Source organism: Clostridiaceae bacterium HFYG-1003 (assembly GCA_024579835.1).
In the GTDB taxonomy this organism is placed as follows: Bacteria; Bacillota; Clostridia; order Clostridiales; family Clostridiaceae; genus JG1575.
In genome coordinates, this window is the sequence record CP102060.1 from 2,408,526 (window position 1) to 2,425,461 (window position 16,936).

Annotated in this window: 16 protein-coding genes; 9 read left to right on the top strand and 7 right to left on the bottom strand. The window is 55.0% G+C overall.

Going from position 1 to position 16,936, the window contains the following annotated elements:
* Positions 1-254 precede the first annotated feature (254 nt).
* From amrA to msrB, 5 genes are all read left to right on the top strand, one after another.
* Complete coding sequence (amrA, locus tag NQU17_10860; protein ID UUM11151.1) at positions 255-1,649, top strand: AmmeMemoRadiSam system protein A; 1,395 nt, start codon at positions 255-257, stop codon at positions 1,647-1,649.
* Positions 1,646-2,464 carry an AmmeMemoRadiSam system radical SAM enzyme gene (amrS, locus tag NQU17_10865; GenBank protein ID UUM11152.1) on the top strand — a complete coding sequence of 273 codons (819 nt, stop codon included), beginning with the start codon at positions 1,646-1,648 and terminating at the stop codon, positions 2,462-2,464. Before amrA ends, amrS begins: the two co-directional genes overlap by 4 nt.
* Positions 2,465-2,497: 33 nt before the next feature.
* The gene (gene mutM, locus NQU17_10870) at positions 2,498-3,328 is read left to right on the top strand and encodes a DNA-formamidopyrimidine glycosylase (GenBank protein UUM11153.1); all 831 of its coding nucleotides are present in this window, start codon (positions 2,498-2,500) and stop codon (positions 3,326-3,328) included.
* Between the two features lie 57 nt (positions 3,329-3,385).
* Positions 3,386-4,645: an exonuclease domain-containing protein gene (locus tag NQU17_10875; GenBank protein UUM11154.1), complete on the top strand. Its 1,260-nt coding sequence runs from the start codon at positions 3,386-3,388 to the stop codon at positions 4,643-4,645.
* 496 nt (positions 4,646-5,141) lie between these two features.
* Positions 5,142-6,209, top strand: a complete 1,068-nt coding sequence (gene msrB, locus NQU17_10880; GenBank protein ID UUM11155.1) for a peptide-methionine (R)-S-oxide reductase MsrB — start codon at positions 5,142-5,144, stop codon at positions 6,207-6,209.
* A 209-nt stretch (positions 6,210-6,418) separates the two neighbouring features.
* On the opposite strand, the gene srtB is transcribed toward msrB, so the two are convergent.
* Positions 6,419-7,222 (bottom strand): class B sortase, encoded by an 804-nt coding sequence (srtB, locus tag NQU17_10885; GenBank protein UUM11156.1) that lies wholly within the window; start codon positions 7,220-7,222, stop codon positions 6,419-6,421.
* A 388-nt stretch (positions 7,223-7,610) separates the two neighbouring features.
* Between srtB and NQU17_10890 the strand changes: the two genes are divergently transcribed.
* The 3 genes from NQU17_10890 (at position 7,611) to NQU17_10900 (ending at position 9,178) form a co-directional block, all read left to right on the top strand.
* Positions 7,611-7,739, top strand: coding sequence for a hypothetical protein (locus tag NQU17_10890; protein UUM11157.1), 129 nt, complete (start codon positions 7,611-7,613; stop codon positions 7,737-7,739).
* Positions 7,711-8,760, top strand: coding sequence for a fasciclin domain-containing protein (locus tag NQU17_10895; GenBank protein ID UUM11158.1), 1,050 nt, complete (start codon positions 7,711-7,713; stop codon positions 8,758-8,760). Before NQU17_10890 ends, NQU17_10895 begins: the two co-directional genes overlap by 29 nt.
* A gap of 226 nt (positions 8,761-8,986) precedes the next feature.
* Entirely contained in the window at positions 8,987-9,178 is a 192-nt protein-coding gene (locus tag NQU17_10900) for a hypothetical protein (protein ID UUM11159.1), read from the top strand.
* 150 nt (positions 9,179-9,328) lie between these two features.
* On the opposite strand, the gene NQU17_10905 is transcribed toward NQU17_10900, so the two are convergent.
* From NQU17_10905 to NQU17_10930, 6 genes are all read right to left on the bottom strand, one after another.
* Positions 9,329-10,240: a dihydroorotate dehydrogenase gene (locus tag NQU17_10905; GenBank protein UUM11160.1), complete on the bottom strand. Its 912-nt coding sequence runs from the start codon at positions 10,238-10,240 to the stop codon at positions 9,329-9,331.
* Complete coding sequence (locus tag NQU17_10910) at positions 10,233-11,000, bottom strand: dihydroorotate dehydrogenase electron transfer subunit (protein UUM11161.1); 768 nt, start codon at positions 10,998-11,000, stop codon at positions 10,233-10,235. The genes NQU17_10905 and NQU17_10910 overlap by 8 nt, the downstream gene beginning before the upstream one ends.
* A gap of 28 nt (positions 11,001-11,028) precedes the next feature.
* On the bottom strand, positions 11,029-12,285 hold the full coding sequence (locus NQU17_10915) for a dihydroorotase (protein UUM13505.1): 1,257 nt from the start codon (positions 12,283-12,285) through the stop codon (positions 11,029-11,031).
* Between the two features lie 20 nt (positions 12,286-12,305).
* Entirely contained in the window at positions 12,306-13,178 is an 873-nt protein-coding gene (locus NQU17_10920; GenBank protein UUM11162.1) for an aspartate carbamoyltransferase catalytic subunit, read from the bottom strand.
* Between the two features lie 424 nt (positions 13,179-13,602).
* Positions 13,603-14,298, bottom strand: a complete 696-nt coding sequence (locus tag NQU17_10925; GenBank protein UUM11163.1) for a hypothetical protein — start codon at positions 14,296-14,298, stop codon at positions 13,603-13,605.
* Between the two features lie 91 nt (positions 14,299-14,389).
* Entirely contained in the window at positions 14,390-15,280 is an 891-nt protein-coding gene (locus tag NQU17_10930; protein ID UUM11164.1) for a hypothetical protein, read from the bottom strand.
* A 128-nt stretch (positions 15,281-15,408) separates the two neighbouring features.
* Between NQU17_10930 and NQU17_10935 the strand changes: the two genes are divergently transcribed.
* On the top strand, positions 15,409-16,593 hold the full coding sequence (locus NQU17_10935; protein ID UUM11165.1) for a M20 family metallopeptidase: 1,185 nt from the start codon (positions 15,409-15,411) through the stop codon (positions 16,591-16,593).
* Positions 16,594-16,936: the final 343 nt, after the last annotated feature.

A 16,936-nucleotide genomic window follows, 5' to 3' on the forward strand; every position in this document is an offset into this window, starting at 1 on the left:
AGCGCTTTTCACAGGCTTACTGTCTGCAGGAACAGCAGGGGATGCAGACACTGCTGCGAGGAACTTCCACCGGAAATCGATCTGTCTTTGTGTCACGATCTGTTCACAAAAGTTTCTTATACTAGGGGTATCAGATGGGACCGTGCAGGAAGCAGCGCCGTAGAATCAACCAGCCAGGCATTCAACATTTCATGACTGTCCTTGCGCCTGCGGTTTTGCTGCAACTGCTCCGGATCCCCAAGGAGGGTTGAACCATGTCGATACTTGCTGCTTATTGCGTTCCCCATCCGCCCCTGATTTTGCCGCAGGTTGGACGCGGTGAAGAAAAGAGGATCGCTGCCACCATTGAAGCGTACCGGACCGTAGCGAACGAAATCGCTCAGCTGGCACCGGATACCATTCTTCTGACCAGTCCCCATCTGCCCATGTACCAGGATTACTTCCACATTGCACCAGGAAAAGCGGGCAAGGGCGACATGTCCCGGTTCGGCGCACCCGGAGTTCAGCTGGAGGTGCCCTATGACACGACATTTGTCCGGGAACTGTCGCTGGCACTGGCCAAAGTGAGTTTTCCCGGCGGTACGGAAGGGGAACGGGATCCGGAGCTGGATCACGCCAGCTTTGTCCCCCTCTCCTTCATTCTGGAGCGTTATCAGGATTTTCAGCTCGTCCGAATCGGTCTCTCCGGGCTGGATCTGACCCGTCACTATGAACTGGGACAACACCTCAAGGCGATGGCTGACACACTGAACCGACGCTGCGTCTTTGTCGCCTCGGGCGATCTGTCGCACCGCCTGACGCCGGACGGCCCCTATGGATTTCATCCCAGCGGGCCGCGCTACGATGAGCAGATCATGTCGCTGCTGGCCAGGGCAGATTTCGGCGGAATCCTGGCAATGGATCCGGATCTGTGCGAAGAAGCCGGGGAATGCGGCCACCGCTCCTTTGCGATTATGGCCGGAGCGCTGGACCGAACCAGAGTGGAAGCCAGGAAACTAAGCTATGAAGGACCTTTCGGAGTAGGCTATGGCGTCGTATCATTCCACCCCCAGGGGCCGGACGAATCCAGGGCATTCCTGGAAATCTACCGGCAGCAGTCACAGCAGGAGGTGCAAAAAGCGCGGACAAATGCGCACCCGCTGGTGCAGCTGGCTTTGTCGGTGATCCGCGATCGGCTGGAGGGACACCGCGCGCACAGGAATCCGCCGGCAGATCTGTCCCTGCCTGAGGCGTTTGCCAAAGAGCGGGCCGGGGTGTTCGTTTCCTTGAAAAAGCATGGCAGGCTCCGCGGCTGCATCGGCACCATTGCTCCCACCACGGAATCCATCATCGAGGAAGTGAAGCGCAATGCTGTGGAAGCTGCGTTTTTTGATCCCCGCTTTTCCCCGCTTGAGGCGGATGAACTGCCGGATCTCGTCTGCAGCGTCGATGTGCTGGAACCGGCGGAGCCAATCTCCGGCCTCGCCGAGCTCGATCCCCTGACGTACGGCGTCATTGCAACCAGCGGACGGCGCCGCGGACTGCTGCTGCCGAATCTGGCCGGGATTGATACGGCCGATGAACAAGTTCGCATCGCCAAAGCCAAAGCCGGCATCGGCGAGGACGAGCCCTTTACTCTGGAACGATTTAAGGTGGTGAGGTATCAATGATTACCTGTCCGGTCTGTCCGCATCACTGCAAGCTGACCGAAACCAGCTTCGGGCGCTGCGGTGCCCGCACGGAACGGGAAGGCCGCTCCTTCCCTCTGAACTACGGCCTGGCTACGGCCCTGCACCTGGATCCCATCGAAAAAAAACCGCTGCTCCATTTCCACCCGGGAAAAACCATTCTTTCCTATGGCAGCTATGGCTGCAATATGCGGTGTACCTTCTGCCAGAACTATACCATCTCTACCCTGCGCCAGCCGGAGGGAACGCCGATCACACCGCGCGAACTGGCTGATGAGGCCATCCGCCTGATTCCTTCGGGCAATCTGGGGGTTGCCTTTACTTACAACGAACCAACCATCTGTCCCGAGTTCATCATTGACACGGGCCGGCTGGTCCATGAAGCCGGTCTGCTCAACGTTGTCGTCACCAACGGCTTTACCTCCCCTGAAACCATGGAAGCGCTGCTGGAAGTAGTAGATGCCTTCAACATTGACCTGAAAGCCTTCCGGGAGGACTTCTACCACCGGATGGGCGGAGGCCTGGAGCCGGTGAAGCAATCCATTGCGGCAGCCTTCAAGCGTTCCCATGTGGAGGTCACCACGCTGGTGATTCCCGGTGAAAATGACTCACCCGAGAAAATGAAAGAGGAATGCCAGTGGCTGGCCTCGCTTTCCAAGGAGATCCCACTGCATCTGTCCCGCTTTTTCCCGGCTTACTTAATGATGGATAAGCCGCCCACCCCGATCGCAACCCTGAAAACCCTGGAAGCCATCGCCTGCAAGTATCTGACCCATGTCCATCTGGGCAACGTCTGACCCAGTCACTCCCCTTTCCGCACGAGGTGAACCATGCCTGAACTACCCGAAATTCAAACGATTGTCACCGGACTCAACCGGCTCATCCTGCATAAAACCATCCAATCCTTCGACTGGAACTGGGCTAAGTCCTTCCCCAATTCAGAAGCAGCCGTCCATTCCGCCCTGAACCGGTCGGTCACCGGAGTCCGCCGCCGGGGTAAGGCTGTCCTGCTGGATCTGGACAATGGCCGGACCCTGCTGGTCCACCTGAAGATGACGGGCCAGCTGGTGGTGCAGCCGCCGGATGAAGAGAGCCCCTTTCCCGACCGCAGTACGCGGGTCGTCATCCGTTTCACCGACGGCACCACCCTGTACTTCAACGATCAGCGCAAGTTCGGCTGGGTGAAGATCCTGACGAAGGAGGAACTGGCCGTTCAGCCGTTTCTGGCCAGTCTGGGACCCGAACCCCTGAGCCGGCGCTTCACCGGTGACCATTTCAGGGAGCGGCTGCTCCGCCACCGGGAGACCACCGTCAAGGCTGCACTGCTCAACCAGACGGTGCTGGCCGGCATCGGCAACATCTACTGTGACGAAGCCCTGTTCCTGGCCGGCATCCTGCCCGACCGCAAGGTGAAATCTCTGAGTGACCAGGAGATCCGCCGCCTCCACCGCTCCCTGCGCAAAGTCCTGCGGATCTCCATTGAGCTGGGCGGCTCCACCCGGCGCAACTACCTCAGCGCCGAAGGAGTCCGCGGCCACTATCTGGATCAGGCCTATGTCTACGGCCGAGACGGCGAGCCCTGCCGAACCTGTGGAACCCCCATCCGAAAAACCCGAGTGGCCGGGCGGGGCACTCACTTTTGCCCACACTGCCAGAGCTGATGGACCGGGCTCCGTCCGTTTCACTTTCCTTCCCCCTAACTGTCAGGAGATGATGTGTTGAACAGCTACAGCTTTTTTGATGTGGAGACGCCCAGTCTCTACCACGATTCGATTTGTCAGATTGCCGTCATTCATGCCCCGCAGATCCCTTCCGGGGGAGTCACCCGCAGCACGTTTCCGGAATGGTTGACATCACCGGGGGATCTGCCGCGAAAGCCATCCGCAGTCCATGAATCTCATCAATCACCCCCCGACGGATGGACCGAACTGGATTTCCTGGTGGATCCGGAGGATACCTTTCACCCCCGCAATATTTCGATTCACGGAATCCGACCTGCCCAGGTTGCGGGCAAGCCCAAATTTCCGGAAGTCTGGGATCAGATCCATCCCTTGTTCCAGGAGCAGATCATTGTCGGGCATAACGTCCGGTTTGATCTGTCGGTTCTGACGAAAAACCTCTACCATTACCACCTCACACCGCCCTCATTTTATTTTATCGATACCGTGGAGCTTCTCCGAAATCTGGTGCCGGAATGCCGTCAGGGCTTAAAGGAGTGCTGCCGCTACTTCAGCATCAACCTGGAACAGCACCATGATGCCCTGAGTGATACCCGCGCCACCATGGAACTGTTCCGGATCCTCACCCAGGATCTGTCCGGCCTGAATCGCTTTATTCACCGCTATGAACCCGGGGATCAGATGATCGGGTATGACCGCGGAATGTGCCGCAACCCGGCCACCGGAAAATGGCCGGCTGCCCGCCTGTCCCAAATGACCCGAAAAATTCTGGAAATGAAGCAGCTCGTAGCAGACATCGGATCAGACCGGGTGATCACAGCCAGGGAGCTGTCCCATCTGAACCGATGGATTCAGACCAATGAAGACTTAAGCGGCAGCTATCCCTTCGATGCTCTGCATCTGACCGTTGATTCCATCCTGCAGGATGGACGAATGGACCCTGAGGAAGAGGCCATTCTGCTGGAATTGATCGATTCCTTCCTGAATCCCCTCGCCGGCTCACAGCCCTGCCTGGATCAGGCCAATGATTTGAACGGGCGTTCCGTCTGCCTGACCGGAGAATTCAGCCGGGGCAGCCGGACCGAGATTGAACAGCTGCTGCTGCACCTGGGCGCTTCGATCTCCAAGGGCGTCACCCGAAAAACCGACGTCCTGCTGGTCGGCGCGTTGGGCGATGAGCGGTGGAGCTTCGGCAATTACGGCACCAAGGTGAAAAAAGCACTGGAACTGAAGGAAAAAGGACAACCCATCGAGATTCTCTCGGAAAAGGACGCCTGCCTGGATCAAATCGGGAAGTAAGTTCTGCCCCCTTCAGTGAAGACAGGAACATGCTCCCTCTGGAGCATTCCCCTGTCCTTTTCTTTCAGAGTCGAATCCACCCCGTCTGAAGGGAATTTGACAGGAGAATCAACGACCGAACCATTCGCCAATCAACGCAAACGGTTCAATCCAATCATGGACATAGTTATGGGCAAGCTAAAGTCATTGTCAAACCTCAATCAACGGCCTAATCAACGGCCCTATCAAGTGTGCAATCAGAGATGGGGTAGTTGGCAGGCTATCTCCGACAGTCCCATCCCCTGACAGATTCTGCCCTTCCTGCAGCGCAGACCGTGGAGTATGACACCCTGTGATAAGGCAGCAAAACCATGGACAACATCGCCGATTTGCTGTAATCTACAGTACAGAAAAAACAAACTGGAACCTTTATTCGATTTCGGAACGCAAGCATGCATTGAACCTGCGGGTTCTTCGACCAACTCTATTTCTCTGTCTGTGCAGAAAGGTGAGACCCATGAAACCTGTCAAGAAAATAAAGCAAATTGTATCTGTTCTCCTCTGTGCCCTGGTGGGCGGATGTTCCACTTCAGGTACTTCCACAACCTCCACTGCCTCCACCACCGTGGAGAAGAAAGCGACTGACCGGACGCTCTATCTGGCCGGAGGCTGTTTCTGGGGCGTGGAGGAATACTTCCAGCGAATCAACGGCGTTCGGGATGTCATTTCCGGCTATGCCAACGGGACCACAGATCAGCCGGTCTACGAAAAAATCAGTCAGACCGGGCATGCGGAAACGGTGCAGATTACGTTTGATCCCGCTCAGGTCAGCGTCGGTGAGCTTCTCGCCTATTACTTCCGGATCATTGACCCGGTCAGCGTAAACAAGCAGGGCAACGACGTCGGCACCCAGTACCGTACCGGCATCTACTATGAAACAGCGGATGTGGAAGCCATTGCCCGGCAGTTCCTGGCGGAAGAAGCCAAAAAATATGACAAGCCTCTGGCGGTGGAACTCAAACCTCTGAGCGGCTTCTATCCAGCAGAAGCCTATCACCAGGATTACCTGCGCAACAATCCCCTGGGTTACTGCCACATCGATCTGAGCCTGGCGGATGAGCCCCTGACAGATGTCTCTCGCTACACTAAGCCCGATCAGTCCACCCTGAAGCAGCAGCTGTCCCAGCTGGCCTTTGATGTGACTCAGAACGCAGCGACCGAGCGGCCTTTCACCAGTGAACTGGACAAGGAATTTTCCCCGGGGATCTATGTGGACATCGTCACCGGTCAGCCGCTGTTCTCCTCCGATGATAAATACGATGCCGGCTGCGGCTGGCCTTCCTTCACCAAGCCGATCACCGCTGACACCGTCAAGGAAGAGGAAGACAACAGCTACGGCATGAACCGGGTGGAAGTCCGGTCCGAGGCCGGCGATTCCCACCTGGGCCACGTCTTTGAAGATGGTCCGATAAGTTCCGGCGGACTGCGCTACTGCATCAACGGCGCCGCCCTTCGGTTTATCCCGCTGGCGGAGATGGAAGCAGCCGGCTACGGCGAATATCTAATCTTCGTTCAGAAGCGGTAATTCAAAAGAGAATAACTGCCATTCCCAATAACAAACACGCCCCCTTCGTGCTCATCAGTGACAAAGAAAGTCACTGATGAGCACGAAGGGGGCATTTTCTAGTGTTCATTTGAAGCGCATCCTTGGCCAAGCGCCGGAGGAACCTGGTCAGCGTCGATTTATCTCATGTTGGCGAGGTATTCGCATATCCTTATGGGTTACCTGGCATTTTATGGTTGAGTGATTTCCACGGCATGGACGATGGTTCGTCCGTTGTCGATGCCGTAGCTGCAGGTGACCAGAGAAAGGATGGAACCGCCTTCTACCGGTTGCTCCTCAGGATGCATGGACTGCTTCTGCCAGAGCTTCACTTCCTCTTCAAGAGAGCGGTCCGATTCAAAATGAAGCGGGATCACGGTATCGGTGGCGGTGATTTCATAGACTGAAAAAATTCGGAATCGTCTGGTCTCGTAAAGTCCTGAAACACTAATCTCACGATGGGAATCGAAGAACTTCCGGTCATGGTATCGCACCAGATCATGGAACATGGTTCCGTTCTTCATATTGTGACCATACAGTACCAGATGCCGATCCTTGAAATTTCCCAGATTTCGGTAATCCATGAACACCGTTCCAGCTTTCGCAGGCTTTCTGTAAAAGTCCATGATCAGATAGTCTGCATTGTCGCGGCTTCGTACATAAGGGTAGTCAATGGCTGTGCCGGGGACGGTCAGCCAGCCGGCATAATCGGGATTGATCTCCAGCCACTTATCGTTGGGATTGGGAATCAGGGGAAGCTCAGGGATGCCCTCGGACTCCTCCATGAGCGGATCATTTCGTACCGGTGGAGTTAAAAGTACTTCTTCGGTTTGAGGAATTTTCTGATCTGATTCAAATTTTCGCCGGTCAGCCAGTTCATCGTAAGCTGCCTGCGTCTGATTGTTGTTCCAGACGCCCAGTCCGGCCGTGGCCAGCAGTACCAGGCCGACTGCCATGGCCGCGTTGAGCAGTCGCCGGATATTTGTTCTGTTCATTTGATTCACCCCTTGGTGATGCTTGATTTTTCATTCACCGGAACAACCAGGAGCCCAGAACCGATCGTTCAGTCTTGGGTGCAGTGAATATAGAAACCATATGGAACGGATGATCACACGGGATCAAACCTGGTTCTTCCTTGCTTTCATTTTATCACTAAATGAAATAAAAGTTCCTCTAAAAATGATTTATCACGTTTTGTAATATTTCAAAAAGAAATACTGCACCCTTGATGGATTCGGATTATATTCTAGTTGAAAGTAATTCTCAACAAGAAAGCAACCCCAAGAGAAAACCGGATGGTTTTCAACTGCTGGATCTCAGGTGCCCGATGAACCCGAAAGAAATCATTAACCAAACCAGCCGAATCAAAACCAAACTGAGAGAATGAAAACAAAATGGAATGAACCCAGACATCAAGAACCAAATCCTGATAACAAAGAAAAATCAAAAGTAAAAATCAAAAGTAAAAAATGGAGGAACAATCATGAAGAACATATTGAAAAGAATCCTTAATGTGGCAGTCAGCCTCTCGCTGTTTGTAGGAATTCCGGTCTATGCGGCCGATCAGAACATCGTTGAAATTGCCAGCGGCAATGACAGTTTTAAAACCCTGGTGGCTGCACTTCAGAAAGCCGAACTGGTGGATGACCTGCAGGGCGATGGACCTTTCACGGTGTTTGCCCCGACCGACGCAGCCTTTGAGAAACCGCTGGGCGAACTGAAAATATCGGCTGAGGATCTCCTGGGCCATCCGCAGCTTAAAGAGGTCCTGCTCTACCATGTAGTATCCGGCAAGGTCATGAGCACCGACCTCTCCAATGGAATGAAAGCGGCAACTCTCCAGGGCGAAGAAATCTCAGTCGATCTCTCGGATGGAGTCAAGATTAATGAATCCACAGTCGCAACCCCTGATCTGGAAGCATCCAACGGTGTAATCCACGTAATTGATACGGTTCTAGTCCCCGAAAGCTTCAAGCTGGAGCAGGAACCCCAGACTCCGGAAACTGTGGTAGACATCGCGCTGTCCAATGAAAACTTCAGCATCCTGGTGGCTGCTCTTCAGAAAGCCGAACTGGTCGATACCCTCAAAGGCGACGGACCCTTCACGGTCTTCGCGCCCACCAACAAAGCCTTCGAAGACCTGCTTGCAGCACTGAACATTTCAAGTTCCGACCTGCTGGCCCAGCCTGATCTGGCCAAAGTTCTTCTCTACCACGTAGTGTCCGGACAGGTACTGAGCACCGATCTGACCAATGGAATGGAAGCTGCCACCATCAACGGCGAAAAGATCAAGATCGATCTGACCGATGGCGTCATGGTCAATGACAGTAAGGTAACCACTCCTGACCTCAAGGCCGGTAATGGCGTAGTCCATGTCATCGACAAGGTTCTGGTCCCCTCCAACTTCAAGCTTCAGGAAGTGGATGACAACGGCGAAATCCCGAAGACGGGCGACATTGGATTTGCTCCTCTGGCCATCGCCGGATTGGTCTCCCTGATCGGAGCCGGAGTCCTGAAAAAGAGATTTTCCTAACCGAGTCTCTCCAGAGTAAATACCGAACCACTGAATCTGCATTGCAACAACAACAAGGGCAAGGACACAGCATTGCGACTCCTGCCTGACCTAAAAGGTCTCCGGCTTTCGGCCGGAGACTTTTTACGCTGAGAAAACTGACTTCTACCAGCTGCTTCCATCCTCCTCCATAACACATCATCATTGACTTTGTGATGGCCTGAATGTGCCGGTTGAGGCGGTTGGTTTGTTTCAGTCAGTTCTGATGGTTTTAAGGTTCAGTTTTGTTTCAGTCGTTTCTGACTGTTTTGTCGGTTCTGATGATAGTGGCGGTTCTACCGGCACTGCCGGTACTGAGGTTTGTGGTAATTCCGGCGATCCTTTCGGTTCTGATGGTTCAGCTGAAAAACACCTGGGCTTCTCACTCCGGAAAGAGTGAAAGGCCCAGGTGTTCCCACCGGCCATTTGTTTGGCCGGTTTCCCTTCGTTTCTGTGGCTGTCTGGATCTTTTGCAGATCTCTGTATGGTAAATTCCCCAAGATTTGGGTGTTGGATAATCAAGTTCTGAGGGTGGTATAGCGCTCCCTGCCTAAATGCGGTGGCTGTAGCCGACTGCTTCGCGGACGGAGCGGAAGCCATACTGCTCCAGGGTCGCCCCCAGAGCATTGATGATGTTGGGACAGACATAGGGATCGATGAAGTTCTGGGTTCCGATGGCCACGGCACTGGCTCCCGCATAAAGGAATTCCAGGACGTCTTCGGCACAGGTAATGCCGCCCATGCCGATGATGGGAATTTTCACGGTGCGGAACACTTCGTGGATCATGCGGATGGCAACGGGTCGGATGGCGGGACCGGATAATCCGCCGGTGGCATTGGCCAGGACCGGCCGGCCGGTTTTCAGATCAAGGCGCATGCCGGTGATGGTGTTGATCATGGTGATGCCGTCGGCACCGCCCTCCTCCACCGCTTTGGCCATGACTTTGATATCCGCCACATTGGGTGATAATTTCATATAGATCGGCTTGTCCGAGACGGACTTGATTCTCCGGGTCAGCCGGGCGGCGACTTCGGGATCCTGACCGAAGGCTATGCCGCCGTGTTTGACATTGGGGCAGGAAATATTGATCTCCAATGCCCCCACATTGGGAGCCTTCGAGATGCGATCTGCCACATACAGATAATCCTCTTCGGTATTGCCGGCGACGTTGCTGATGATCGGCAGATCATACTGCGCCAGCCAGGCGAGTTCTTCTTCGACATGATCGATGCCCGGATTCATCAGACCGATGGCATTGAGCATGCCCTGGGGCGTCTCCGCGATCCGGGGCATGGCATTACCCCGGCGTGGTTCCCTTGTGACTGCCTTGATCATGATGGAGCCCAGCAGGCTCAGGTCATACAGTTCGGCGAATTCCCGGCCAAAGCCGAAGCAGCCGGAAGCGGGCATCACGGGATTCTTCAGCGAGAGTCCCGGTAAACTGACACTCAGATCAATCATGATACACTGCCTCCCCCAGCCGGAAGACCGGCCCGTCCTTGCAGACCCGTTTGAGTCCCTCCCTGGTCTCGGTCATGCAGCCGTAGCAGGCGCCAATCCCGCAGGCCATGCGTTCCTCAAAGGAAAGATACCCGGTTTTATGGTCCCGGTATTTCAGATCCACGGCTTTCAGCATGAGCCGGGGGCCGCAGGCATATAACACGTCAAACTCAATGCCGTGTTCCTCGATGGCCTGGGTAACCAGTCCGTGAAAGCCGTAGGACCCGTCATCGGTGCAGATCACGGTCTGTCCCAGACTCCTGAATTCCGCTTCGCAGAATACAGAACTCTGATCCCGGAAGCCCAGGACGGTGATGACTTCCTTGCCCGCTTCCTTCAGCCGGCAGCCCAGTTCATACAGGGGCGGAACGCCAACCCCGCCGCCAATCAGGAGGACTTTGTGCGCGTCATCCTGAATCGGAAACCCGTTGCCCAGAGGTCCGATGACCCGGATGGTATCTCCGGCGCGGACGTCGGACAGGGCTTTGGTGCCTTCTCCCATAATCTTGTAGATAAAGGAGATCTCTTTACGGGCATGGTCGACGGCAAACACCGAAATGGGCCGTTTGAGCAGGAAGCGCTGATCGGGGACTGTCAGATTGAAAAAAGTGCCGGGCTTCGGCATTTCCTCCAGCATCGGAGCGGCCAGCTTCAGCCGGAAGGTATCCCGGGCAATGCCCTCGTGGGAAAGGATCGCAAGATCCCATTGGATTTGTTTCATGCAGTGGTTTCCTTTCGTATTCGATATGCTAATCCAGGATCGTTCCGCCCTGAAGAATAATCCGTCCGGATTTGATGACGGTGTCAACGCGGCTTTTTACCCGCCAGCCGTCAAAGGGTGTATTGCGGCCCTTGCTTTCATGGTCCGCGGCGTGAATGACGTACTCGGCCCGCAAATCGGTCAGCGTCAGGTCCGCCGGAGCTCCTTCAGCCAGTTCCCCGGCCTCCAGGCCAAAGACCTGTCTGGGACCTTTGGTCATGGCATCAACCAGGGTTTGCAGCGTGATGTACCCCGGCTTGACCAGGTAGGTATAAAGCAGGGGGAAGGCGGTCTCCAGACCCGTGATGCCAAAGGGCGATCCGGCCAGGCCGCGGCTCTTCTCTTCGCTGGTATGGGGTGCGTGATCGGTGGCAATGACCTGAATCACGCCGGTGTTCAATCCTTCGATCAGTCGCAGCCGGTCGACCTCTTCCCGCAGCGGCGGGTTCATTTTGTACCGGCCATCTTCGCGCAGGTCCGAATCGGTCAACAGCAGATGATGCGGACTGACCTCCCCGGAAACGCGGGCGCCCCAGCTCTGGGCCAGCTCCAGCAGATCCACCCCGCGATGGGTCGACATATGGCAGATGTGGTAGCGCGCTCCGGTTTCATGGGCCAGGAGCAGATCCCGCGCAGCCTGGACGTCTTCGACGGAGCGGCTGATTCCGCGGTGCTTGTGCTGACGGGCATAGAGGCCGTCATGAATGTAACCGCCATTGAGCAGACTTTCATCCTCGCAGTGGGCAGCGATCACCAGATCCTGTGCCCTGGCCAGCTGCATCGCCTGACGCATCAGGCCGTTATGCTGCAACCCTTTGCCGTCATCGGACAGAGCCACCGCGCCCGTTTCCTTCAATTCCCTAAAATCGGTCAGTTCCTCCCCCTTCTCGCCTGCCGACAGGGGGGCGTAGAACCGGACATCCAGCGGAGCATCCTGGGCCCGAAGCACCATGTCCGCCATGCGCTGGGGCGTGTCCGGACAGGGCGAGACATTGGGCATGGCAAACACGGTGGTGTACCCGCCCTTAACGGCGGCCCGGCTGCCGGTCCGGATTGTTTCCTTGTCGGTAAAGCCGGGTTCCCTCAGATGGACGTGAGGGTCAATGAAGCCCGGAGTGACCAGCATGCCGTTGCAGTCAATCACGTTCCAGCCTGCCTCCGGCCCGATCTGGGAGGCAATGCGGCTGATTTTCCCTGACTGCAGTAAAAGGTCCGCCGAAATAAGTTCATTATCGCGGCGGATCATTTTTGCGTTCGTGAGTAGAATCATGCCCGGTCCAGCGCCCGTTCGATGACTGCCATCCGGGCGTAAACTCCATTTTCCATTTGCTTGAAGATCCGGGATTTCGGGCTTTCCACCAGATCCGTATCGATTTCCCAGCCGCGGTTGAACGGAGCCGGATGCATGATGATGGCATGGTCTTTCATTTCCGCGTAGCGGGCCTTGCTCAGACCATAGTTTGCCAGATATTCTTCCTGAGTCATATTCATGCGGTGCTCATGGCGCTCATGCTGAACCCGCAGCAGCATCACCACGTCCACCTTGCCGAAGGCGTCATCACAGTCGATGTAGTCGTACGCCGGATCCTTCAGCGGTTCCGGAGCACAGATGAACACGTCCATGCCGAGGCGGCGCATGATTTCAATATTGGTTTTCGCAACCCGTGAGAAGCGGATGTCGCCGAGAATCAGAACTTTCAAGCCTTCCAGCTTGCCGAATTCCTGGCGGATGGTGAGCAGATCAAGCAGGGACTGGGTCGGATGGTCACCGGCACCGTCGCCCCCGTTCATGATGGGGATATTGATCTTGCCGACCAGCTGTTCGTAGTATTTCTCTTCCGTGGCGCGGATGACGACTCCATTGACGCCGATGGCTTCAAAGGTCTTCACCGTATCATACAGGGTTTCACCTTTCTTGATCGAGGAGGCTTCCGGATTCAGATTGATATCCTGGATGCCCATCTTCTTTTCGGCCATAATGAATGAGTTCTGGGTTCTGGTGGACGGTTCGAAGAACAGGTTGGCAACCACCATGTTGGCATAGGTCTTTGTCTCCCCCTTTTTGAAATCCTCCGCGCGATCCAGAAGATGCATGATTTCCGAGATTTCCAGTTCCTTTAAGGTGGTTAAGTGTTTCATGATTATTTCCTCCCTGTGAAATTTAAATTCATGATTTGCAATCAAAAAGACCTCTTTTTACCCGCGGGTAAAAAGAGGTCATAACGACACACCAATGGTATTCGAATGGGTTCTCTTTTCAGCCTCACGGGACTGATTTAAAGCTTTCCCTGTCATTTTAATCGCTGGAAGAACCCGTGTCAATAGCGACCGGACTCCCAATTTCTCCGGAAAACAGTCTGAGGTTCCTCTGAAACTGTGACACCAGCCCACCCCGGCTCATTGCCAGAAAATTTCAACCGAAACTTTTTTCACATCGGCTGCGCATTCCTTGATTAGCCACGTCTTTGTTCCGAAGAAAAATCTTCTCTGATCAGAGGTCTCTCAAAGAAAATCGCTTCGGCCCATTCGGGATTGGATCAGGCAAACGTTACTTCGTTCGTTTCTACTGATCCTTTGAACGGGGTTTCATCGGATCCTTTGAATTGGACCTCATCGAATCCTTTGACTTTGGTTTCCTGCGATCCTTCGACTTCGGCTTTTTTCGATCCGGGGATTCCGGGAGAACAAAGTCCAGCGTCTGGTCCAGCAGGTCCAGGGTCTGCAGCCTTTCCTCTTCCATCTGAGCGGTGCTTACCGGGAGGCTGGACTCCGTTGAAGCGACTTCTTCCATCAGATGATCCATCGTCAGAATGTCCCGATTTGATTCGGCCGGCTTTGGTCGGACAGACAATGTACGAGCCTTCCGTTTCACTTTGGGTTCCCCTGCTCCGGGTGTTCCGCCCGGTGCTTCATCGGTTCCGGCCTCTTTCACCGCCGGTTCTTTGGGGGAACCCAACCGGGACTGTATCCTGTCCTGGTCTGTCATCGCCCGGGACTGCCTGGTCCGGGCTTTTTCAAAAGCATCGATCAGAGTATAAAACCCGGGAATCACGGGGATCGGGTCATAGGACAGCCGGACGCCGGAAGTGGGCGGCTCCTGTCCTGACCGTTCGGGATCCAGCCGGACTATTTCATCATCAAAGGTCCGGTAGAATGTCAACGGCTGACTGCTCCCGGATTTTTTTTCGGTCTTTTTCTCAGTTTCTTTCCTGGCTTCTTTTCCGGCCTTTTTCTTTCCTTCTTTCCTGGCTTTTTTCATTCCTGCTCCCTGCATCCGGCTGGGCAGACTTCCCTCTTGGGGGAAATCAGTTCAAAAGAGGCTCTCTGCATCCGGCAAAGAGCCCTCGATGCTAAGGCGCCGGGATCGTCATTTCCTTGGCATCTTTTGCTGCGCTGGGCAGTTCGAAATCCGGTACCTGGTTAAAGTCTGAATAAACCATCTTGATGTCGGCATCGATGCTCATTTCAGCCATCTTCATTTTCATTGTCATGTAGGTTTCCGTGTTGCGGTATTCCTGATCCAGAAGCATTTCCATCTCGTAGCTGATGTCCAGATCCTCCAGGTCTTCCATTCCCTCAGGCACGGAACTGTCCGATCCGGGCGTTCCCAGCTTGGTCAGTTCATCCATCGTCAGCGGCCGCCGGGTCTTGAGGCGGTAGCCATCCGCCGTGGATTCAAAGACAAACATATCCTGGAATTCAATTTCACTGATCTGCTTAAGGGATTCTTCCGGTGGAATCTCTTCGGTGTCAATCTTGATGTACGACCAGGAACCATCTGGCATCTTAGAATAGACTTTCTGATCCACCATGTACGATTCCACCTTCACACCGGCGGCCTCGGAAACCATCTTGTATTTGCTCTCTTTCGGGAAGAAATCCATGACGGATGTCGATTTGGTGGTCTGTCCCATGACCTGGGTGGTGGACGTGGTGGTCATACGGTAACTGTCAAGGGACGACATCCAGGCTGCCGATTTCAGGAAGGCGGTGGAAACCGGTCCGCTGCCTGTACCGGAGGCAGAGGTGGTGGAAGGAACGGTAGCCGGCTGAGTCGCAGGGGTGGTGACTATGGCCGTGGTGACGGGGGGCATGGTGGCAGGCGCGGATGTGGCTGGCGGAAGGGTCGATGGTGTTGTGGTGCCGGATGCTGCGGCGGTGCCCGTCGTGCCTCCGGAACAGGCCGTGAAGGTCAGCGCTGTCAGCGCCGTTGCGATCAGAATTCGAATCGTTTTCTTCATACTGATTCCTCCTCTGGGGATGCGATGGCCGGGGTTCGCGGCGAATTCATGAAACTTGGTCACAGGTCATGATTTCTCGTGCTCGGCTTATGATATTATTATCCTGTATAATGATTAAGAATCTATGAATGAGCAATAAAAAGGTCATGGACCGAAAGGAAATAATCATGAGTCAGGTTTCAGGGATGCTGAAGGATCTGGTCGAGCGAAGGAGCGAAAACCCACCGGGTGAAGAGGCGGCAGTCAGTGACTGGATGCAGCAGTATCTGACCGACCGCGACATTCCATTCATCCGCCAGGAAGTGCTCCCCGGACGATGCAATCTCGTTGCCCGCCTGGAGGGCGATGATCCGCACCCCCTGATTTTCACCGGCCACATGGACGTTGTCCCGGTCAGCCCGGCAGAACGAAACCGCTGGGACAGTGATCCCTACCGGGCCATGATCCGAAACAGCCGGCTCTACGGGCGGGGCGCGACCGACATGAAAGCCGGTCTGGCAGCTGCCCTGGCTGCCCTGTCCGCTCTGAAGGCATCCGGCATCCGGCCACCCCACGATATTCTCCTGGCCGCCACCATTGATGAGGAAGACCGGATGCGGGGCTCCGCCGCCCTGGTTCAGGCCGGACTGATCGGCACCCCGGCCGGAGTGATTGTCTGTGAACCGACCGGGCTGGCCATCTGCTCCTCCAGCCGGGGCCGGACCTTCGGAACCCTGCAGTTTCAGGGTCAGACCGGTCATGGCTCGGATCCGGGGAGCAGTCTCAATGCCATTGACTTGGCCTATGAGTTCATCCGGGAAATGAAAGAAGTCCGGTTCCCCCAGGAACCCGGCGACGGATCCGACCGCACCTTCTGGCAGGCTCTGTCCATTCAGGCCGGGGTCGAACCCAGTGTCGTGCCCGATCAATGCCGGCTCGGGATTGATGCCCGACTGGCCCTGGGATACTCTCCCACCGGGATCTGGGAGGAAGCAGACCGGATTGTGGAACGGCTGAAATCCAGATATCCCGCCATGATCTGTGAGATCATCCGTGAGGATGAACGGGAACCCTGGACCACCAGTCCAACCGATCCCTTCCTGGTTCAGTTCGAGCATTCCTGCCGGGAACTGGGACTTCCCGTTGAACATCGGACCTTTCCCGGGACCACCGATGGCACAAAACTCCGCCGGTCCGGCTGTCCCTGTTTAATCGTCGGTCCCGGTGAACTGGCTTTGGCTCATCGTGAAAATGAATCCGTCGCCCTGGCGGAGGTGGAACAGGCCGTTCTGCTGTATCAGCATTTCATGGAGCACTTTATGGGGAACCGATAGGTTCCCCTTCTATTATTTCTATTTCTTTGTATCTCACGGCTATTTATCGATGAAACCATCCGTCCGGAACCAATCAAACATCCGGTCGATGCAGGTCGGGTTATTGTTCAGTGGGCCTCTCTCTGTTATACAGTCAAATCCCATTGTCCGCCCCTGAGGGACTCCTCAGCGGCTGTTGTTGATTTTTTGAAAGATTATGCATGAAAAAGCGCACTTCAGGGAGATTTTCTGCTGATATTCTGATTCATATGCAATTCAGCTGAAGAATTTAGAGTGAACTTGTTTTTGACATACCCATCTTCTATTTTGATTGTATGCGCTTTAATTGATTGCAATATTTCTT